This is a genomic window from Frigidibacter sp., from assembly GCF_030695035.1.
In the GTDB taxonomy this organism is placed as follows: Bacteria; Pseudomonadota; Alphaproteobacteria; order Rhodobacterales; family Rhodobacteraceae; genus Frigidibacter.
This window is the reverse complement of the sequence record NZ_JAUYTT010000008.1, coordinates 543,413-563,667: the sequence shown is the minus strand read 5'-3', so window position 1 is coordinate 563,667 and position 20,255 is coordinate 543,413. Positions and strand designations below refer to the sequence as shown.

Below are 20,255 nucleotides of genomic sequence, written 5' to 3'. Positions count from 1 at the left end.
AGACCGGAGACGACGATGCCCCTTTGGAAACAGGCCCTGATGACAGGCGCCGTTGTCGCAGCGGCCTTCGTGCTGTGGGCGCTGTTCGTGCCGGCGGCGCGGCCCTTGCTGACCGGGCTGGGGGTGCTGGAGCCAATGCAGCGGATCGGCCTGATCGCGGCGCCGGACCCCGAGGCCGAGGCTGACGCCCCCCGTGCCGCCCCCGCGACGACCGTGGTGGCGGTGGAGCCGGAGCTGCGCGAGATCGAGGATGTGGTGATGGCCATCGGCACGGCGCGCGGCGTGCGCGCGGCCGTGCTGGCGGCCGAGGTGCCGGGGCGGCTGGCGGCGCTCAACGTCGCTTCGGGCGACTATGTCGAGCAGGGCGCCGTGCTGGCGGAACTGGACAGCGAGGCGGCGCGCATCGCGCTCGACCGCGCGCAGCTGCTGCTCAGCGATGCGCGGACCGATTTCGCGCGGCTGACCACGCTGCGGCAAAGCGGGTCCGGCACCGAGCTGCAGGTGCAGGAGGCGGAGCTTGCCCTGCGCAGCGCCGAGCTGGAACTGCGGCAGGCGGAGTTCGACCTGCAGCGCCACACGCTGACCGCGCCCATCGCGGGCTGGGTCGGGATCATCGAGGCCGAGATCGGCGATCTGATCCCCTCGGGCACCGAGATCACCCGCATCGAGGACCGCTCCAGCCTGCTGGTCGAATTCCGGGTGCCGGAACGGGTGGTCAGCCGGCTTGCCCCCGGCGACGCGGTCTTTGCCGCGCCGCTGGCCGATCCCGGCGCGCGGCTGGAGGGGCGCATCACCGCGCTCGACAACCGGGTGGACCAGACCAGCCGCAGTCTGCGGGTGCAGGCGGCCATCGAGAACACGGATGACCGGCTGCGGGCCGGCATGGCGATCGGGATCGAGCTGGCCTTCACCGGCGACGCGCATCCGGCGGTGGACCCGCTGGCGATCCAATGGGGCGCGGATGGCGCCTTCGTCTGGGCGGTGCGGGAGGGCAAGGCCCTGCGGCTCGACATCCGCATCTTGCAGCGCAATGCCGAGGCGGTGCTGATCGAGGCGGCGCTGGAACCCGGCGATCTGGTGGTGACCGAGGGCGTGCAGGTGCTGCGCCCCGGCGCCGCCGTCACGCTGGCACAGGAGCCCGAGACATGAGCGCTGATGAGGCCACCCGCAAGGATGCCGATGAGGCGCTGGAGGCGGCGGCGGTTGCCCGCTCCGGCACCGCGCTGCTGGTGCGCCGCCCGATCCTGGCCTTCGTGCTGAACGCGCTGATCGTGCTCGCCGGCCTCGGCGCGCTGATGGGCGCCGAGGTGCGCGAGTTGCCGGACGTCGACCGCCCGGTGGTCAGCGTCAACACCGACTTCGACGGCGCCGCCCCCGAAACCATCGACCGTGAGATCACTGCCGCCGTCGAAGGCGCCGCGGGGCGGGTGGCGGGGGTGAAATCCATCTCCTCCTCCTCGCGCTTCGGGTCCAGCCGGGTGACGGTGGAGTTCCGCGACGATGTCGATCTGGACGTGGCCGCGACCGATCTGCGCGACGCCGTGGCCCGCATCCGCAACAGCCTGCCCGACGATGCCGACGACCCACGCGTGGTCAAGGCCGATGCCAATGCCGAGGCGGTGATGCGCATCGCCGTCACCTCGGCCACCCGCTCGCCGCAGGAGTTGACGCAGCTGGTCGAGGATCTGGTCGAGGACCGGGTGCTGTCGGCCCCCGGCGTGGCCGACCTGCAGATCTATGGTGACCGGGATCAGGTCTTCCGCGTCGATATCGACATGGCGCAGCTGGCCAGCCGCGGCCTGACGCTGGCCGATGTGCGCGAGACGCTGGCGAATGTCGCCTTCGACGCGCCGGCCGGTTCGCTCAGCTCGCAGCGGCAGAGCCTGCTGGTGCGGGCGACGGCCGCTGTCAGCACCGGGGCGGAGTTCGAGGCGCTGGACCTGACCCCGGATGTCCGGCTGGGCGAGGTCGCGCAGGTGACGCTTGGCCCCGATCCGGGCGACACCATGCTGCGCGCCAATGGCCAGACCGGCATCGGCCTTGGCATCTTGCGGCAGGCGCAGAGCAATACGCTGGATATCTCGGCGGCTGTGACGCAGGTGGTGGAGGATGTGAAGGCGATCCTGCCGCCCGATGTGGATATCTTCATCACCTCGGACACCGCCACCTTCATCAACGGCGCGATCCATGAGGTCGAGATCGCGCTTGGCCTGTCGGTGCTGATCGTGACGGCGATCATCTACATCTTCCTGCGCGATGTGCGCGCGACGCTGATCCCGGTCATCGCCATGCCGGTGTCCTTGATCGGCACACTGGCGGCGCTGTGGCTGGTGGGCTTCTCCATCAACATCCTGACGCTGCTGGCGCTGGTACTGGCGACGGGGATGGTGGTGGATGATGCCATTGTGGTGCTGGAAAACATCGTGCGCCGCCGCAGCCAAGGCATGGGCGCGAGGGCGGCGGCGGTTCTGGGCACGCAGCAGGTGTTCTTCGCGGTGATCGCCACCACAACCACGCTGGCAGCGGTGTTCATCCCGCTGTCCTTCCTGCCCGGCCAGACCGGGGGCCTGTTCCGCGAGTTCGGCTTTACCCTCGCCATCGCGGTGCTGCTGTCCTCCGTCACCGCGCTGACTCTTTGCCCGGTGCTCGCCAGCCGCCTCCTGAAGGCGCAACCGGCCGAGGGCACCGCGCCAAAGGGCGTGCTTGGCTGGGTCGGGGCGAAGCTGTCGAGGCTCTATGCCCGCTCGCTGCGATGGGCACTTGGCGCGCCGATGGTGGTGCTGGCCATCGCCGCGCTGTTCGCACTCACCGCCGCCATGCTGTTCACCACCCTGCGGCAGGAACTGACCCCGCCCGAAGACCGGGCGCTGGCCCTCCTCAGCATCACCGCGCCGCAGGGCGTGGCGCTGGACTATACCGACGCCAAGGTCCGGCAGATCGAGGATCTGCTGGAACCGCTGCGCGCCTCGGGTGAGGTGGTCAGCGTTTTTGCCAATGTCGGGCAGGGCGGGCGCGACAATCGCGGCTTCATGGTGCTGAGCCTGGCCGACTGGGCGGAGCGTGACCGCAGCCAGCAGGAGATCGTGGCCGAGATCAACCAGCGCCTGAAGGTGGTCGTCGGCGTGCGGGTCTTCGCCATCCAGTCGAACTCGCTGGGGATCCGCGGCGCGGGGCAGGGCCTGTCCTTCGCGGTGGTCGGCGACAGTTATGAGCAACTGGCGGATGCCGCCAATGCACTGGTGGCGCGGATGGAGGAGACCCCGGCCTTCGGGCAGGTCCGCATCGACTATGACACCACGCAGCCACAACTGTTCATCGAGGTGGACCGCGCCCGTGCGTCGGATCTTGGGGTGGATATCGACGGTCTGGGCGAGGCGCTGCAGGCGGTGCTGGACGGGCGCACCGTGGCGACCGTGTTCCTCGATGACAAAAGCTATGACGTGAAGATGGTCTCCACCACCAACCCGGTGAACGACCCCGGCGATCTGGAGCGGATCTTCGTGAAGTCCGGCACCGGCAGCGCGGCGGGCGGGCAGATGATCCCGATATCTACCTTCGTGACGCTGGAGGAACGCGCTGTGGCGCCGGAACTCGGGCGCGAGGGGCAGATGCGGTCGGTCCCGATCTCGGCGGGGCTGACGGATGATCTGGCGCTTGGCGATGCCTGGGCGCAGGTGCAGACCCTCGCGGCCGAGGTGCTGCCCGACAATGCGCGGCTGATCCCGCTGGCCGAGGCGGCGACGCTGGGGGAAACCTCGGGTGGCTTGCTGATCACCTTCGGCATGGCGCTGCTGATCGTGCTGCTGGTGCTGGCGGCGCAGTTCGAAAGCTTCGTGTCGGCCTTCATCGTGATGGCGACGGTGCCGCTTGGTCTTGCCTGCGCGGTGGTGGCGATGGCGGTGACGGGGGGCAGCCTCAACGTCTACAGCCAGATCGGCCTGGTCCTGTTAGTGGGGATCATGGCCAAGAACGGCATCCTGATCGTCGAATTCGCCAACCAGCTCAGGGATGAGGGGCGATCCGTCCGCGAGGCCATTGAAGAGGCCTCCACCGTGCGCCTGCGCCCGGTGATGATGACGATGGTGGCGACGGTGCTTGGCGGCCTGCCGCTGGTCTTCGCCTTCGGCGCGGGAGCCGAGGCGCGCGAGGTTCTGGGCTGGATCATCGTCGGCGGGCTGGGGCTGGCCACTGTCGCCACGCTCTACCTGACGCCGGTGGCTTACCTGCTGCTGGCGGGCCTGTCCAAACCCAAGGCGGCCGAGGAGGTGCGGCTGCATCAGGAGCTGGCAGAGGCGGCCCGGGTGGGGCGGATGCCGGCGGAGTAAGGGGACGGCGCTGAACCGGGGCGTCCTCCTTCATCCGGGCCCCTACCTGCCTTCAGTCTCGGCGCGAGAGATCGCGGATGGCGCGACTCGCGAGAGGCTGCCACCCGCGACCCGCGCCGCGGAGGCAAGGCGGCGCGCCCGGTCAGTTCGGCCTTAGGCGCGTATATCGCCGCCTCGATAGGCGTGTTCCCGCGGGCCGCCCTTAATTTGTTCGCTTCAAGGATAGATTTGCGGCTGTGCTGCACAGCAGAATGTGCTATCCATGAACCACCCCGCAGTAGGAGTTTATCCCATGACCATCAAGATTCTCGCTTCCGCCCTCATCATTTCGGCAGCTGCCATCGTTCCGGCCATTGCTCAAGATGCGCCGCCGGCGCCCACCGTGGCGCCTGCGACGGGCCTTCCGGCCACTATCGCTGGTGTGACCCTCCCGGCCACCAACCTGCTGATCGTTGGCGGCGTCATGCTTGCCACGACCGCGATTGCGGCCAACAGCCAGGACGGCACGAGCTCGACCACCGCGACCACCTCGACCAACTGAGTCTGACTTGCGCCTCCTGGGGCGCAGGGTCAGGATTGGCGCGAGAGATGCATTCAGCAAATGACCGGCCTCTGGCCGGTCATTTCGCTATGTGATGTGGCTATTGCCGTTAGGACCTGCGACGCGGCGGCACCCCTGTCATGAAGCCGTCATCCGGGCGCGCTACCGCGGGGGCCCAAGGACCGGAGCCTATGGCCGAGATTGCATTCCACACCGTGACCCGACGTTTCGCCGCCACCACCGCCGTGGATGGCGTCAGCTTCACCGTGCCCTCGGGGGCGTTCTTTGCGCTGGTCGGCCCCTCGGGCTGTGGCAAGACTACGGTGCTGCGGCTGATCGCGGGGCTGGAGCGGCCGGATGCCGGGACCATCGCGCTTGGCGGGCGGGTCGTCGCGGGCGCGGGGAGATTCGTTGAACCGGCGCAGCGCGATCTGGGGATGGTGTTCCAGTCCTACGCGCTGTGGCCGCACATGACCGTTGCCGGCAACATCGCCTTCGGCCTCGGCCTGCGCGGGCTGAGCAAGGCCGAACAGCGGGCGCGGACCCATGAGGCGCTGGCCCTGGTCGGGCTGGAGGGTCATGCAGACCGCCGCCCGCATGAACTGTCGGGTGGGCAGCGGCAGCGGGTGGCACTGGCGCGCAGCCTGGCAATGCGGCCCGCGCTGATCCTGCTCGATGAGCCCTTGGCCAACCTCGACGCCCATCTGCGCCAGGCGATGCTGGCCGAGTTCCGCCGCATCCACCGCCAGGCGCGCACCACCTTCGTCTTCGTCACCCATGACCAGAATGAGGCAATGGCGCTGGCCGATCTGGTCGCGGTGATGGACAAGGGCCGGATGCAGCAGATCGCCCCGCCGCAGGAGCTGTTCGCCCGCCCCGCCTCGGCGATGGTGGCGCGCTTCGTGGGGCAGGGGCGCACCGTGCCGGTGGAGGTGCTGGGGGCGGAGGGTGCCGGGCTGCGGGTGCGGCTGATGGGCCGCGATCTGGTGCTGCCGGGCGCCGCGCCCGCCGGACCGGGCTGGCTCTGCCTGCGCGCCCGCGACCTGACGCTGGATGTGGTGCAGGGCCAGCCGCGGCTTGCGGGCCGCGTCGCTGATCTGCGCTTCGAGGGCGGGGATTACATGCTGTCGGTGGATCTGGAGGGCGCGGGCGCGGACCTGATCGAGGTGCGCAGCGCGGCCCCGGTGGCACCCGGCACCGAGGTCACGCTCGGCCTGTCGGGCGGCTGGGTTCTGCCGCGGGAGGCACTGGCGCCGATGGCGCTGCAACCGGCCTTTGAGGTGGCGTGATGGCGCCGGGTTTTCATCTGCGCGCGATCTCCGGCTTTGGCGTCAAGGGCCCGGCCTGTTTCCTGCTGGAGACGGCGGGGGCGCGGCTGCTGCTTGATCTGGGCGAGGGTCCCGATGCTGGAATGCGTCCCGACCTCTCGGGCGTGGGCCCGGTGGATGCGATGCTGATCAGCCACGGCCATCCCGACCATATCGGCGCGCTGGATCTGGCGCCCGGCCTTGGCGATCCCCCCGTCTACGCTACCGCGCCGGTGCGGGCGCTGACCGATGACCCGCGGCTTGCCCATGCGCAGGACTTGCCGATCCGCGGCGCTGTGCAGGTGGCCGGGCTGACGGTGCAGACGGGGCCGTCCGGCCATGCCCCCGGCGCGGTCTGGATGCGGATCGGCGGCGCGGGCGGGCTGCTCTATACCGGCGACATGAGCGCCGAGAGCACGCTTTACCCCTGCGAGCCGCCACCCCCCGCCGCGGCGCTGGTCTTCGACGCCTCCTATGGCGCTGGCGATCAGCCACTCGTCGATCAGGTCGCGGACCTCATGGCCCTCGCCGCCACCCGCCCGCTGTTGCTCCCGGCCCCGGCGGGTGGGCGCGGGCTGGAGATGGCGATGGCCTTCGCCGCCAAGGGGCTGCCGGTGGCGCTCTGCCCCGCGCATCGGCAGGTGGCAAGCGTGCTGCTGGACCATCCCGGCGCGCTGGTGCCGGGCGGCGCCGAGGCGCTGGCGGGGATGCTGGCGGGCACCGCGGCGCTGGCGGCGGACAGCCCGGCGCAGGGCGTGATGATCGCGGCCAAGCCCAATGGCGATGCCGGGCTGGCGGCGGCGCTGATCGCGCGGTTCGCGAAATCGGGCGAGGCGGAAATCGTCTTCACCGGCCATCTGGCAACCGGCAAGCCCGCCGCGGAGCTGGTGGCCTCGGGCGGGGCGAGTTTCCACCGCTGGAACGTGCATCCGCGTCTCAGCGGCATCGCGTCCTTGGCCGCCTCGGTGCAGCCCCGCCTTGCAATGGCGGCCTTCGCCGAACTCAACGGCGCCGCCGATCTGGCCGCCGCGTTGCCCGATCTGCCGCTGGTCCAAGCGCGGGAGCTGCGCTGGTGATCCCGCTGTTCGACCAATCCTTCCTGTTCCTGCGCCATGGCGAGACGGCGCATAACCGCGCGGGCATCATCGCCGGCTCCACCGATGTGCCGCTGAACGCCGAAGGGCTCGCGCAGGCCGAGGCCGCGGCAGACCTGCTGGCGGGGGTTCAGATCGCGGCCATCTGGTCCTCGCCGCAGATCCGCGCGCGGGTGACCGCCGAGGCGGTCGCGGCGCGGCACGGGCTGCCGGTGCGGCTGCTGCCGGGGCTGGCCGAACGCAACTGGGGCATATGGGAAGAACAGCCCTATGGCGCGCTGGTCCGCGACATGGTGCCGCCGGGCGGCGAGGGGCCGGGCGCGTTCCAAAGCCGCGTCACCGCCGCGCTGGCGACCGTGACCCCGCCCTTCCCGGTGCTGATCGTCGGCCATTCCGGCACCGCGCGGGTTCTTGGCGCGCTGCTGTGTCCCGGCGTGGAATTGCCGCGCTTCGCCAATGCCGTGCCGGTTCTGTGGCAGCGCGAGCAGGAGGAGGGCGAGGCCCCCGACTGGTCCTTGCGGGTTCTGGGTGCGGCGGAACTGGCCGATCCGCTGCTGGCGACCTATCGCCCGCGGTGATGCCGTCGCAAATGTGACTCCCGAATGTTTCTTTCCCCGCCGACTGTCACGCGACTGTCAAGCGAGGGGGCTACCAAGCGGCCAGACATCCTTGATGAAAAGGCTAAGATATGACCCTCCGCACCTCTCTCGCCCTCGCGCTTCTGGCTGGCACCGCGCTGACCGGCCCCGCTTTCGCGCAGGCCACCGGCACCATCACCGTCTATACCTCGCAACCCAATGACCAGATGGCGCTGGTGGTCGAGGCCTTCAACAAGGACCACCCCGAGATCACCGTCGAGGTGTTCCGCACCGGCACCACCGAGCTGATGAGCAAGCTTCAGGCGGAGTTCACCGCCGGATCGACCCCCGCCGACGTGATGCTGATCGCCGATGCCGTGGCGATGACCCAGCTGAAGAACGATGACCGGCTGCTGGCCTACACGGATGCGCCGGTGGAAGGCGTCCCCGCCGCGCTGATCGACCCGGACATGACCTTTTTCGGCACCAAGCTGATCACCACCGGCATCGTCTACAACACGACGATGGTGGACGCGGCCCCGACCTCCTGGGCCGACCTGACCGCACCCGAAACCGCCGCCTCGCTGATCATGCCGAGCCCGCTTTATTCCGGCGCGGCCGTCATCCATGTCGGCACGATGGTGCAGCAGCCGGAATTCGGCTGGGACTACTACCAGACGCTGGCCGACAATGGCGCGGTGGCCGGTCAAGGCAACGGCACCGTGATCGAGGCTGTGGCGCGCGGCGAGAAAGCCTATGGCATCATCATCGAATACATGGCGATGAACGCCAAGGCCAAGGGCTCGCCGGTGGAGTTCGTGTTCCCGGCCGAGGGCGTGTCCTCGATCACCCAGCCGGTCGCGATCCTGAAGGACAGCGACAACCCGGACGCGGCGAAGGTCTTCGTCGACTGGCAGCTGTCGAAGGCCGCGCAGGAGCAGTCGGTGGCGCAGGGCTATTTCCCGATCCTCGCCGGTGTGGCGCAGCCCGAAGGCTACCCCGCCGTCGACACGCTGAAGATCCTGCCGGCCGACGCCGGCGTGATGCTGACCGACGATCAGGCAACCAAGCAGGCCTTCGCGGACCTCTTCGGTGGCTGACACGGGGCTACCGGCCGAGCGCAGTGCCCGGTTCATGCTAAGTGGCCGGGGCGGCGAGCATCTGCTCGTCGCCCTGCTGGCGCTTTACGTGCTGGTGCTGGGGCTCTGGCCGCTGCTGCGGCTGTTCGCCGAGGCGTTCGGGGCGAATGACGCCGGGGAGAGCTTCGGGCTGATCCGCGACGGCCTTTCCTCCCGCGCCACCCACCGGGCGCTTGGCAATACCGTCTATGCCTCGGCCGGGTCGGTCGTGGTCTCGGCGGTGCTTGGCGTGGCGCTGGCTTTGGCGATGGGGATGCTGCGGCTGCGGGGCCGGGTGGCGATGACCTTCCTGATCCTCGCGCCGCTGCTGATCCCCTCGCAGATCATGGCGCTGGCCTGGATCGAGCTGATGGGGTCGTCCTCGCCGATCCTCGGCCCGCTTGGCCTTGCGCCTGCGCCGGGCCAGACCAACCCGATGTATTCGGCCGGCGGCATCATCGCGCTGATGGGGATCGAGCATATGCCGCTGGTCTTCCTCGCCGTGCGCGCCGCGCTGGCGGCGCTGCCCGAGGATCTGGTCGAGGCGGCGCGCATCGCAGGCGCCGGGCGCGGGCGCATCCTGGCCCGCGTGGTGCTGCCGCTGGTCGCGCCTGCCGCCGCCTCGGGCGCGATCCTGGCCTTTGCGGCGGCGGTTGGCAATTTCGGGGTGCCGGCGCTGCTGGGGATCCCGGGGCGGTTCTCGATGCTGACGACGCTGATCTATCAGCGGCTGAACGGTTTTGGCCCGGCGGTGATCGGGCAGGTGGCGGTGCTGGCGCTGCTGCTGGTGGCGCTGGCCGGGGCGGCGCTTGGCTTGCGCGCGCTGATGGTGCGCCGCGCGGTGCCGGTGGACCGGGGCGGGCGGCCCTTGCAGCCGCTGGAACTGGGGCGCTGGCGGCTGCCGGTGGAGGCGGGGCTTTGGGCGGCTCTGATCGTGATGGCGGTGCTGCCGATGTTGGCGCTGCTGGGGACGGCGCTGTCGCCCGCGCTTGGTGTGCCGCTGACGCTGGAGACCCTGACCTTTGGCAACTTCACTGACACGCTGCTGAGCAACGCCACGATCCGCCGCGCCTTTGCCAATTCGGCTTGGCTGTCGCTGGCGGCGGCGGTGATTTCGGCGGCGGTTGCCCTTGGCATCGGCTACATGGCGGCGCAGCGGCGGCATATGCTCGCGCGGCGGTTGCTCTGGCTGACGGATGCGCCCTTCGTGGTGCCGGGCACGGTGCTGGCGCTGGCCTATATCCTGGTGTTCCTGCCGCCGCTGCCGGGTGTGGGCGTCTCGATCTACGGCACTTCCACCATCTTGCTGCTCGCCTATCTTGCGCGTTTCCTTCCGCTGGTGCTTGGCCCCGCAACGGTGGCGATGGCGGGCACGGAACCGGCGCTGGACGAGGCGGCGCGGATTGTCGGCGCCGGGCTTCTGACCCGCATCGCCCGCATCACCGCACCGATGGCCGCGCCCTCGCTGGTGGCGGGGGCGGTGCTGGTGTTCCTGACCGCGTTCAACGAGCTGACGCTCTCGGCGCTGCTGTGGTCGAGCGGGGTAGAGACGGTGGGCGTGATGGTGTTCTCGCTGCAATACGAGGGCAATTCCACCGGGGCAGCCGCGCTGTCGGCGGCCTCTGTCGGCTTCGTGCTGCTGCTGGCGCTGGCGCTGGACCGGCTGGCGGGGTGGCTGCCGCCGGGCACGCTGCCCTGGCGGAGTTAGCTGGCGGCGTAGCCCTCGACCGCCGCGCGAGCGGCGGCGAAGCGGGCGCGGCGGGCGGGGAGCAGGGCGGCTGCATCTGCGCGCGGGCTGGCCGTGCGGCCTGAGCGGCGCGCGGTGATCGGCACGCCTGCCCCTTCTGCGGCGAGGGCAGCGATGCCAACGGCGGTCAGCTCCGGTTCATCCGACGCGATCACCTCGCGGGTCAGTACATCGGCGAGGAACTGGCAGAAATAGTCATTCGCGCTCATCCCACCGTCGATGGACACTGGCGATCCCACCGGCTGCACCCGGTCCATCGCCGCGATCACCTCGGCGCTGCGCAGAGCGACGCCCTCCAGCAGCGCCTGCATCATGTCGGCGGGCGATGTATCCAGCCCCAGCCCCAGCCAGGCCCCTCGCGCGGCCCGGTTCCAGTGCGGGCAGGCAAGGCCGCTGAGCGCCGGAACGAAAGCCAGCCCGCGGTCGAGGGCGGGCGGCGCGGCGAAGTCCGCAATTTCCCGAAATTCAGAAAACAGGCCCAACCCCCGCGCCCAGTTTACCGCAGAGGAGGCGCAATAGACGCCGCCTTCCAGCGCATGAACCGGCGCCGCGCCGACTTTTTGCCATGCGACCGTGGGCAGCGGGCCCCCCACACCCGGCCGCAGCAGCGCGCCTGTCACCGCCAGCGCAAAGGCGCCGGTGCCGAAGGTGATCTTGGCATCCCCCGGCGCGCGGCAACCGTGGCCGTAGAGCGCCGCCTGCTGATCGACGAGGCTCGCGTTCAGCGTCAGGCCGCCCGGAAGGGTGCCGAAAACGCCCAGGCTTGGCACGATCTGCGGCAGGCACTCCACCGGCACGCCGAACAGGGCGCAAAGGTCCGCATCCCACTCCCCCCGTTCGAGGTTCATCAGCGAGGTGCGCGAGGCGGTGGTGATGTCGGTGACAAACCGCCCGGTCAGCCGTTCCAGGAAGAACGCATCGGTGGTTCCCAGCCGCAGCCGCCCCGCTGCGGCCAGCGCCCGCGCCTCGGGCAGCTCGCGCAGCAACCATCCCAGTTTGGAGGCGGAAAAGTAGGGGTCCAGTGGCAGCCCCGCCACCGCCAGCGTCAGCACCTCGGCCCCTTCGGCCCGCAGCCGGGCGCAGATGTCTTCGGTGCGCGCGTCCTGCCAGACGATCACCGGGCTGATCGGCCGGCCAGTGCCCGCCTCCCAGGCGAGGCAGCTTTCGCCCTGATTGGCGAGGCCCGCGGCCAGAGGCGCTTCCGCCCCCGCCGCAGCGATGCAGGCGGCAAGGTTCGCGATCAGCTCTTCGGGGTCATGCTCTACCCAGCCGGGGCGCGGGTAGATCTGCCGATGCGGGCGCGACAGCAGGGTCCGGGCGCGCCCGCCTGCATCCACGATCAGCGCCCGGGTGCTGGTAGTGCCCTGATCGAGCGCGAGGATCACGGTGCCCGTTCCTCGAGGCGCAGGGTCAGCGTGCCGGTCTCGCCCACTGGCAGCGCGGCAATCGGCACGGTCAGCCGGCGTTCGGGCAGGGCGCGGATCTGGCCCGACCAGATCTCGGCCCCCGCGCGCGTCACGACCAGCCGGCCCGCGACGGGGCGCGTTACCCGCAGCTGCAGTATGTCGGCCGCCCCGGCGCCGCAGCCGCGCGGCACAAGCCGCTGCGGCAGAACATATTTCAGCGCGGCGCCTTCGGCCAGCACCTGCAGCCCGCCGCCGGGTGGGGGCAGGGCACCGCGCAGGCTGGCGGTGATAGCACGCCCCGCGCGGCACCCCTCTTCCCAGCTCCAGCCCGCCGTCTCGACCGGGCGCAGCAGGTTGCCGGCGGCGAAATAGGCCGGGTCAGAGCAGCGGCCGAACTGGTCCACCACCGGCCCGCCACTGCGCGGATCCACCTCCAGATGCCCCATGCGCAGCAGCGTTGCTTCCGGCACGAAGCGGCCCGAGACGATGACGCCGTCGGCCTGCAGGCTGCGATCTTTCCCGTCGGGGCCCCGCAAGACAACCTCGCGCACGCGGTCCTCGCCATGGATCGCCACCAGATCGGTGTTCAGGTGCAGCGGAATCCCCAGCATCCGTGGCAGCAGCGCGGCAGGCCAGCGCGCGACGGTGCGCACACAGGGCTCCACCATTGCCACCGGGCGGATTGCGGCCTTGCGGCAGGTCAGCAGCGCCGAGAAGGCGACCAGCTCGCTCCCCAGCAGCAGCGGGCGCTGAAAGGGCCGCATCCCTCTGAGATGCACCAGCCCCTGCAGCGCCCCGGTCGACAGCACGCCGCCGGGTTTGGTGCCGCCGATCAGCCGCTCTGCCCGGCTCGACTCGCGCACCCCGGTGGCGAGCAACACCCGCCCTGCAACGATATTCTGCACCCCTGCGGCGGTTGACACGGTCAGCCGAGGGCCGCTGTGCAGCGCGGTAACGGTGGCGCCGGTGTAGATCAGCGCGCCCGAGTCCCAGGCCGCCTGCACCAGCCGCGCCGCATAGGCGGGGCCGCGCATCAGCCGGCGAAACTCGCGCAGCCCGTAGGGCGGATGGTTGCAGTGGCGGGGGATGCCGCCCGCCTCGGGCTCGCGGTCCAGCACGATCACCCGGCCGGCGCCACACTCCCGCAGTTCGGCAGCAGCCGCCAGCCCGGCGGGGCCGGCGCCGATGATGGCGACGTCGCATTCTGCCGGTAGCTCATGCGCCATCGTCTTGTCCTACCATCGGTTGCGCCAGCCGCCCGCGGGTCACCTCGGCCAGTTCGGCCGTGCAGTAGAAGCCCTGACAGCGCCCCATCGTCACCCTTGTGCGGCGTTTCAGCCCCGCAAGCGTCTGCGCGGCCAGCGGCCCGGTCAACGCCGCCTCGACCTCGCGCCGGGTGACCTTTTCGCAATGGCACACAATGCCGCCATTGCCTGCGCATTGCCAGTCGCGCAGCCCGTCCTCGGCCAGCATCGGCATCTGCGGCCAGAGCGGGTCCGCCGGTGGCTGCCAGGGCGCTTCCCCCGCGGCCAGCCCCGCAACATGGCGGGCAATCCCAAGCGCGGCGGTGAGGCCGGTAGAGCGGATGCCGCCCACGGTGATATAGGCCTGCCCCTCATGCCGGCGGATCTGGTAGTCCTTGAACTGGGTGGCGGGGCGCAACCCGGCATAGACGGCGCTGACCTGCTGCGCGGCCAGCCCCGGCAGGATCGCCTCGCCCCGCGCCTTCAGCGCCGCCAGCGCCGCGGGCACCAGCGTGGCGGTCGCGCGCTCGTCCTGATCCTCGGCGGTGGGGCCGACCAGCAGGTTGCCCCAGATCGTGCGGCAGACGACGACGCCCTTGGTGGTTTTCGTCGGCACGGGCAGCAGGATATGCCCGACCAAGGCGGCGGCGGGCTTGTCATAGACCACGAACTGCCCCTTGCGCGGGCGCAGGGTGAAATCGGTGCGGCCGATCAGCCGCTGATCCACGATGTCACCGTAATTGCCGGCGGCGTTGATCACGAGGCCGGCGGTCACGGCTCCGCGGGGCGTTTCCAGCCGCCAGCCCGCGCCGTCATAGCTTCCGCCCGTCACCTCGCAGCCGCGCAGCAGCACCGCGCCATTCTCCAGCGCCTGCAGCAGGTAGGCATGGGCGGCGGACCACGGGTCGATGATCGCCTCGCCCGGTACCCGGAATCCGGCCTGCACCGAGGGCGCCAAGCCCGGTTCCAGTGCCAGCACCTCGGCGGCGTCCAGCGCCTGGACATCGGTCACGCCATTCGCCTGCGCTTGGGCGATCAGGCCGGGCAGGGCGGCGGCTTCCGCGTCGGTCCAGGCCAGCACCAGCGCGGCAGAACGCATCAGCGGCAGGTTCAGCCGCTCGCGGATCTCATGGTATTCGGCATGGCCGGCCTTGATGCAGTCCAGCTCCAGCGAACCTTCGGGTGCGTCGAACCCGGTGTGCAGGATGCCGCTATTGCCCTTGGAGGCGCCGTCCAGCACCTCGGCCGCCTTTTCCAGCACCACCACCCGCGCGCCGTCCAGCGTCAACCGCCTTGCCAGCGCGCAGCCGACAATGCCGGCGCCGATCACCGCAACGTCAAAGCGGCCCTCTGGCAGCGTAGAGTCTGGCGTGGAGTTTGGCGCGCTGGCAGGTGGGCTGGCTCGCGGGGGCATCTGGCGCGTCCTTTCGTGGCAGGCGCGGGCCCTGCCCTGACGGGGGCAGGTCTTCCCGGATTTGCCATGACTTGCCCGTTCAGTCAACAATTCCACAAGGTTCGGTCAGTTTCCTTGCCATATTTCTGGTAAAAACCGTTGACACACGCAGGCGCGTTCGGCTTCGCTTGTGAAAGCAGGAGGCTGCATGAAACCCAAGGCGCGCCAGGCAGGGATCGCAGAAGCCATCGGCCAGGAAGGCCAGATGTCGGTCGAGGCGCTTGCCGACCGCTTCGGGGTGTCGGCCGAAACCATCCGCCGCGACCTTGCCCAATTGGCCGAAGGCGGGCTGGTGCAGAAGGTGCATGGTGGGGCCAAGCGGCTGCGGCTGCTGACCGAGGGCAGCTTTCAGGAGCGGATGACCCAGAATGCCGCCGCCAAACGCATCATCGCCGAGAAGCTGGTGCAGCTGGTCGAGCCGGGGGATACGCTGTTCATCGACACCGGCTCGACGACAGTCATTGCCGCCGAGGCGCTGGCGCCGGTGGGGGGCTTCACTGTTATCACCAACTCGCTGCGCATCGCGCAGATCTTTGCCGCCGCCGACCGCGGCAACCGGGTGTTCCTGCTGGGGGGCGGCTTCAATGCCGGCAATGACCAGACCGTGGGCCCGGTTGCGCTGGCGCAGATTGCCGCATTCCAGGCCGATCATGCGCTGCTGACGGTGGCGGGCTTTGACACCGCCGCCGGGGCGACCGATGCTGATTTCGATGAATCGCAGATCGCCCGCGCCATGATCGAGAATGCCGATCAGGTGATCTTGCTGGCCGACAGCTCCAAGCTCGGTCGCAAGGCGGCGTTTCGGGTCTGCCCCGCCCGGCGGGTGGATATGCTGGTGACCGAAGCTGAACCCGACGCCGCGCTGCAAGGCCGGCTGCGGGCGGCCGAGGTGCTCTGGCGCTGACGACAAGCGGCCCCGGAAGAGGGCCAAGAGAGACCGGCAACAATGACAAGGAGTGAAGAGATGACAGAGACCCCGAAGACGCAATCGCCCTCCGAGGTGATCCTCGCCAGCCGGCGCAAGTTCCTGCAGCGCGCCGGGCTTGGCGGCGCTGCGCTGGCCGCCTCGCCGCTGGCCGCGCCCTATGTCAACGCGCAGTCGGCGCCGATCAAGTGGCGGCTGCAGACCTATTCGGGCGCCCCGCTTGGTGCGCATGTCATCAAGCCGCAGATCGACGCCTTCAACGCCGCTGCCAATGGCGAGATGGAGATCGAGCTGTATTACGCCGACCAACTGGTGCCGACGTCCGAGCTGTTCCGCGCCATGCAGAACGGCACCATCGACGCGGTGCAATCCGATGATGCCACGATGGCCTCGCCGGTCGATATCTCGGTCTTCGGCGGCTACTTCCCGTTCAACACCCGCTTCAGCCTCGATCTGCCGGCGATGTTTGCCTATTACGGGCTGAACGAGATCTGGGAAGAGGCGTATGGCGAGGTGGACAATGTCACCTGGCTGTCCTCGGGCGCCTGGGATCCGCTGCATATCTTCACCATCGACCCGATCAACAGCCTGGCCGACATGAACGGCAAGCGGGTGTTCGGCGTGCCGACCGCCGGGCGGTTCCTGTCCAAATACGGACTGATCCCGGTGACGGTGCCGTGGGACGATGTCGAGGTCGCGCTGCAGACCGGCGAGCTGGACGGCGTGGCCTGGTGCGGCTTTACCGAAGCCTACGAGGTCGGCTGGGCCGATGTGTGCAACTATGCGCTGACCAACTCTGTCACCGGCGCGTGGTGCGGCAGCTATTTCGCCAATACCGAAAGCTGGGCCAAAGTGCCGCCGCATCTGCAGCAGCTGTTCCGCTCGACCATCGACCAGTCGCATTATTACCGGAACGTCTGGTATTGGGGCGGCGAGGCCAAGCTGCGGGTCGAGGGCGAGAAGATGGAGCTGACCCAGCTTCCCGATGCCGAATGGCAGCAGGTGATCGCCGATTCCGCCGCCTTCTGGGATGAGATCGCGGCGGAAAGCCCGCGCTCGGCCAAGGTGGTGGATGCGTTCAAGCGCTACGCCGCGACGATGGAAAAGGCCGGGTATCCCTACCGCTGACCCAAGGGGGCGCCCCTGCGGCGCCCCTTCTTACCGCCCGCGGCGGATCCGGGGGGCCACGGGTCCGGCGGTGAGGCCGTGGCGCAGCCCGTCGCGCAGCTCCATCCCCTCAGGCCAGGGGCCAAATCCTGCCTCGGTATCGATATGCCCGGCGCGGCCGATATCCACCGGCTCCACGCCCCATAGCCGCGCCTGATGCATCGCGGCGGCAAAGGGCAGATGCGGGTCGTTGCGGCTGGCGACCAACAGGGCGGGAACGGTGATCCGGCCCTCGGGCAGGGGGCCGGAGTCGGGGTCAGCCGGGGCCACCAGCAGCGCGCCTGCGACCTGCAGCTGCGGCCAATGGGTCAGCAGCCGCGCCGCCACCACCGCGCCATAGCCATGCCCGACGAGGATCGCGCCCGGATGCGCCAGGATCGCGCCGGCCACCTGCATTTCCCAGGCGTCGGGGGCATCGGCTGCCCAGGGCTCTTGCGCGACAATCAGCGCGGCGGGGTCTCGCATCGCCCACCAATGCTGCCAATGGGCGACCTCCGCGCCGTGACGGCCCGGAATGATCAGTGTCTTGGTCATGGATCTGCGCCCCTGTGTCCTGCTCTGCAGCGGGAACGCGGGGCGCAGGGGGCGGTTCCGCACACGCGGCGCAAGCCTGCGTGAAGGCTGTCAGGCCTCGAGCACCAGAAGATCGGCGGGCGAGATCGAGACCTGCACCTTGTCGCCAGCAGCGGGGGGCGGGGTGTCGGGGCGGTTGAATGTGTCCAGCGACAGCTGGGTGCGCCCGGCCCGGGCCTGAACCCGGATCACCGCGCCAAGGAAATGCACCTCGCCGATTTCCGCGTGCAGCACCAGCGGGCGCCCTTCGGCGAGGCCCAAGCTCACCGCCTCGGGCCGGCAGGCCAGTGTCACCCGGCCGGGTTTCAGCGGCCGGCCAAGGCTGATCTCGGTGGTGCCGATCCGCACGGTGCCGCTTTCGGGCGCGATCACATCCGCCTCGATCAGGTTCAGCGTCCCGACGAATTGCGCCACGAACCGGGTGGCCGGACGGTTGTAGATCTCGAAGGGCGCGCCGACCTGTTCCGCCACGCCGCCATTCATCACCACGATCCGGTCGGAAATCGACAGCGCCTCTTCCTGGTCATGCGTCACGAAGATGGTGGTGATCTGCAGCTCGCGCTGGATCTCGCGGATCTGGGTGCGCAGGCTGACGCGGATCTTGGCATCAAGCGCGCTCAGCGGTTCATCGAGCAGCAGCACATGCGGCTGGATCGCCAGCGCGCGGGCCAGCGCCACGCGCTGCTGTTGCCCGCCCGACAGCTGGAATGGGTAGCGGTTGCCGAGATCGGGCAGGCCGATCATGGTCAGCATCTCCTTCACCCGCGCCTCGCGCTCGTCCTTGCCGACGCCCTTGATCTTCAGGCCGAAGGCGACGTTCTCGCCGACGGTCAGGTTGGGGAACAGCGCATAGGCCTGGAACACCATGCCGATATTGCGCTGGTTCGGGCGCAGGGCGACCACGTCCTTGTCGTCGATGACGATGGCGCCGCTGGAGGGGGTTTCAAACCCCGCTACCATCCGCAGCACCGTGGTCTTGCCGCAGCCCGAGGGGCCAAGCAGCGAGATGAATTCGCCCTTTTGGATCTCGAGGTCGAAATCCTTGACCACACGGGTGGAGCCGAAGGATTTCTCCAGATGCTCGATCTTCAGGAAGGCCATCAGCGTTGCACCCTGTTATGTTTGGAAAGTCGCGTGGCCAGCTGGATCACACCCATGCAGGCCCATGTGATGCCGAAGGCGATGACCGCCAGCGCGGCCGGTTCATAGGCCTTGTTGCCGCCCATCCAGACCATGTAGGGCCCGAAGCCCGGCCGGTTCAGCAGCGCCGCAAAGACGTATTCGCCGATCACGATGGCGAAGGTCAGGAACGCCCCCGACAGGATGGCCGACAGGATATTGGGCAAGATCAGCTTGGTGATGATGGTGAACCAGCTGGCGCCCATGCTCTGCGCCGCCTCGGTCAGCGTCGCGACGTCGATGGTGCGCAGCCCGGTATCCACGGCGCGGTACATGTAGGGCAGCGCCAGCACCGAATAGCCGAAGGTCAGCAGGATATTGGTCCCCATCGCGGTGCCGGTCAGCGGCAGCCAGCTGGAAGTGTTGTAGAGGCGGATATAGCCGAAGACGATCACGATGGGCGGGATCACCAGCGGCAGCAGCGTGATGAACTCGATCACCGGGCGCAGTTTCGGCAGCTTCAGCCGCACCCAGAAGGCGGTGGGCGCCACGATCAGCACCCCCAGCACGATGGTGAAGAGCGCGACCACCACCGAATACATGAAGGTCTCGCGGAATTGCGGATCGCTCAGCACGTTGGTGTAGGCCTGGAACGAATACTCCCCGCGCCGGGCGCGCAGCGAGAATTCGAACATGCCCACCAGCGGCAGGAAGAAATACAGCAGGCCAGCGACAAGGGCGGCCCAGGACCAGAAGCGCGGCGATCCCATCATTTGATCCACTTCTCGGCGCGGGTGCGCAGCACGATATAGACGAGGTTGGCGATGCCGGTGATGACGATCATGCCAAAGGCGATGGCATAGCCCAGATGCGGGTCTTGCAGCACGTCACCGCGGATCTGCGCAAACAGGATGATCGGCACGATGGACAGCGACGATCCGGTCAGCGCCATCGCGGTGGCGACGGCCCCGAAGGAATTGGCAAACAGCAGCGCGAAGGTGCCCAGCAAGGACGGCCACAGCACCGGCAGCGCCACCATGCGCCAGTATTGCGACCCGCTCGCGCCCAGGATCTCGGCCGCCTCGCGCCATTCGCGCTTCAGCCCGTCCAGCGCGGGGGTGATGATCAGGATCATCAGCGGGATCTGGAAATACAGGTAGGTCAGCGTCAGGCCCAGAAAGCTGATCAGGTTGAACCCGGTCGCGGCAAGGTTGATGCCGAACACCTCCTTCAGGATCACCGTCACCAGCCCCAGCCGCCCCAGCGTGGCGATGAAGGCAAAGGCCAGCGGCACCCCGGCGAAGTTCGACGCAACGCCCGAGAAGGTCAGCATCGCATCGCGGATCCAGCCCGGCAGCCCGCCCTTGGTGACGGCGGCGGCAAGGATCAGGCCGAAGAGGCAGCCAAGGCCCGCGGTCAACACGCTGATCTTGATCGACAGCATGAACGGGCGCACCACCTGCGGCACGGCCAGCCCCTGCAGGTTGCGCAGGGTGAAGGCGCCCTCGGGCGTCTGGAACGCCCCCAGCACGATATGGATGGTCGGCATGATCAGGAACAGCAGCGCGAACAGCATGAAGGGCGCGACGCCCAGCCATTTCAGCGGCAGCGCCGCTGCCCGTGAAGGGCGCGGGCGCGGGGCCTGAACTTCCACCGGC

The 20,255-nt window shown here is 69.3% G+C and carries 17 protein-coding genes; 10 read left to right on the top strand and 7 right to left on the bottom strand.

Annotated elements, in window-relative coordinates; all coding sequences use genetic code 11:
* Window positions 1–39: 39 nt before the first annotated feature.
* From Q8S30_RS06840 to Q8S30_RS06805, 8 genes are all read left to right on the top strand, one after another.
* Window positions 40–1,149 carry an efflux RND transporter periplasmic adaptor subunit gene (locus tag Q8S30_RS06840; protein WP_305665277.1) on the top strand — a complete coding sequence of 370 codons (1,110 nt, stop codon included), beginning with the start codon at window positions 40–42 and terminating at the stop codon, window positions 1,147–1,149.
* Window positions 1,146–4,325: an efflux RND transporter permease subunit gene (locus Q8S30_RS06835; RefSeq protein ID WP_305665276.1), complete on the top strand. Its 3,180-nt coding sequence runs from the start codon at window positions 1,146–1,148 to the stop codon at window positions 4,323–4,325. The genes Q8S30_RS06840 and Q8S30_RS06835 overlap by 4 nt, the downstream gene beginning before the upstream one ends.
* Before the next feature lie 292 nt (window positions 4,326–4,617).
* Window positions 4,618–4,866 carry a hypothetical protein gene (locus tag Q8S30_RS06830; protein ID WP_305665275.1) on the top strand — a complete coding sequence of 83 codons (249 nt, stop codon included), beginning with the start codon at window positions 4,618–4,620 and terminating at the stop codon, window positions 4,864–4,866.
* 191 nt (window positions 4,867–5,057) lie between these two features.
* Window positions 5,058–6,155: an ABC transporter ATP-binding protein gene (locus tag Q8S30_RS06825; protein ID WP_305665274.1), complete on the top strand. Its 1,098-nt coding sequence runs from the start codon at window positions 5,058–5,060 to the stop codon at window positions 6,153–6,155.
* Entirely contained in the window at window positions 6,155–7,249 is a 1,095-nt protein-coding gene (locus Q8S30_RS06820; RefSeq protein WP_305665273.1) for an MBL fold metallo-hydrolase, read from the top strand. Before Q8S30_RS06825 ends, Q8S30_RS06820 begins: the two co-directional genes overlap by 1 nt.
* On the top strand, window positions 7,246–7,845 hold the full coding sequence (locus Q8S30_RS06815) for a histidine phosphatase family protein (protein WP_305665272.1): 600 nt from the start codon (window positions 7,246–7,248) through the stop codon (window positions 7,843–7,845). The genes Q8S30_RS06820 and Q8S30_RS06815 overlap by 4 nt, the downstream gene beginning before the upstream one ends.
* 110 nt (window positions 7,846–7,955) lie before the next feature.
* A complete protein-coding gene (locus Q8S30_RS06810; RefSeq protein ID WP_305665271.1) occupies window positions 7,956–8,945 on the top strand; it encodes an ABC transporter substrate-binding protein in 990 nt (329 codons plus the stop codon).
* Window positions 8,938–10,671 (top strand): iron ABC transporter permease, encoded by a 1,734-nt coding sequence (locus Q8S30_RS06805; RefSeq protein ID WP_305665270.1) that lies wholly within the window; start codon window positions 8,938–8,940, stop codon window positions 10,669–10,671. Before Q8S30_RS06810 ends, Q8S30_RS06805 begins: the two co-directional genes overlap by 8 nt.
* On the opposite strand, the gene Q8S30_RS06800 is transcribed toward Q8S30_RS06805, so the two are convergent.
* From Q8S30_RS06800 to Q8S30_RS06790, 3 genes are read right to left on the bottom strand one after another with little or no spacing between them, the layout of a single operon-like run.
* Window positions 10,668–12,095 carry an FGGY family carbohydrate kinase gene (locus tag Q8S30_RS06800; RefSeq protein WP_305665269.1) on the bottom strand — a complete coding sequence of 476 codons (1,428 nt, stop codon included), beginning with the start codon at window positions 12,093–12,095 and terminating at the stop codon, window positions 10,668–10,670. The two genes, Q8S30_RS06805 and Q8S30_RS06800, sit on opposite strands and share 4 nt — an antisense overlap.
* Window positions 12,092–13,342: an NAD(P)/FAD-dependent oxidoreductase gene (locus tag Q8S30_RS06795; protein ID WP_305665268.1), complete on the bottom strand. Its 1,251-nt coding sequence runs from the start codon at window positions 13,340–13,342 to the stop codon at window positions 12,092–12,094. Before Q8S30_RS06795 ends, Q8S30_RS06800 begins: the two co-directional genes overlap by 4 nt.
* Window positions 13,332–14,774: an NAD(P)/FAD-dependent oxidoreductase gene (locus Q8S30_RS06790; protein ID WP_305665267.1), complete on the bottom strand. Its 1,443-nt coding sequence runs from the start codon at window positions 14,772–14,774 to the stop codon at window positions 13,332–13,334. The genes Q8S30_RS06795 and Q8S30_RS06790 overlap by 11 nt, the downstream gene beginning before the upstream one ends.
* Window positions 14,775–14,961: 187 nt before the next feature.
* Here Q8S30_RS06790 and Q8S30_RS06785 point away from each other — a divergent pair, with 187 nt between their 5' ends.
* Together Q8S30_RS06785 and Q8S30_RS06780 are read left to right on the top strand one after the other, a co-directional pair.
* The gene (locus Q8S30_RS06785) at window positions 14,962–15,717 is read left to right on the top strand and encodes a DeoR/GlpR family DNA-binding transcription regulator (RefSeq protein ID WP_305665266.1); all 756 of its coding nucleotides are present in this window, start codon (window positions 14,962–14,964) and stop codon (window positions 15,715–15,717) included.
* A 60-nt stretch (window positions 15,718–15,777) separates the two neighbouring features.
* Window positions 15,778–16,866, top strand: a complete 1,089-nt coding sequence (locus tag Q8S30_RS06780) for a twin-arginine translocation signal domain-containing protein (protein WP_305665265.1) — start codon at window positions 15,778–15,780, stop codon at window positions 16,864–16,866.
* Window positions 16,867–16,896: 30 nt separating this feature from the next.
* On the opposite strand, the gene Q8S30_RS06775 is transcribed toward Q8S30_RS06780, so the two are convergent.
* The 4 genes from Q8S30_RS06775 to Q8S30_RS06760 form a co-directional block, all read right to left on the bottom strand.
* Complete coding sequence (locus Q8S30_RS06775) at window positions 16,897–17,439, bottom strand: alpha/beta hydrolase (protein ID WP_305665264.1); 543 nt, start codon at window positions 17,437–17,439, stop codon at window positions 16,897–16,899.
* A 90-nt stretch (window positions 17,440–17,529) separates the two neighbouring features.
* Complete coding sequence (locus Q8S30_RS06770) at window positions 17,530–18,579, bottom strand: ABC transporter ATP-binding protein (protein ID WP_305665263.1); 1,050 nt, start codon at window positions 18,577–18,579, stop codon at window positions 17,530–17,532.
* The gene (locus tag Q8S30_RS06765) at window positions 18,579–19,367 is read right to left on the bottom strand and encodes an ABC transporter permease (RefSeq protein ID WP_305665681.1); all 789 of its coding nucleotides are present in this window, start codon (window positions 19,365–19,367) and stop codon (window positions 18,579–18,581) included. The genes Q8S30_RS06770 and Q8S30_RS06765 overlap by 1 nt, the downstream gene beginning before the upstream one ends.
* Window positions 19,367–20,173, bottom strand: coding sequence for an ABC transporter permease subunit (locus Q8S30_RS06760; protein ID WP_305665680.1), 807 nt, complete (start codon window positions 20,171–20,173; stop codon window positions 19,367–19,369). Before Q8S30_RS06760 ends, Q8S30_RS06765 begins: the two co-directional genes overlap by 1 nt.
* Between the last annotated feature and the right edge of the window lie 82 nt (window positions 20,174–20,255).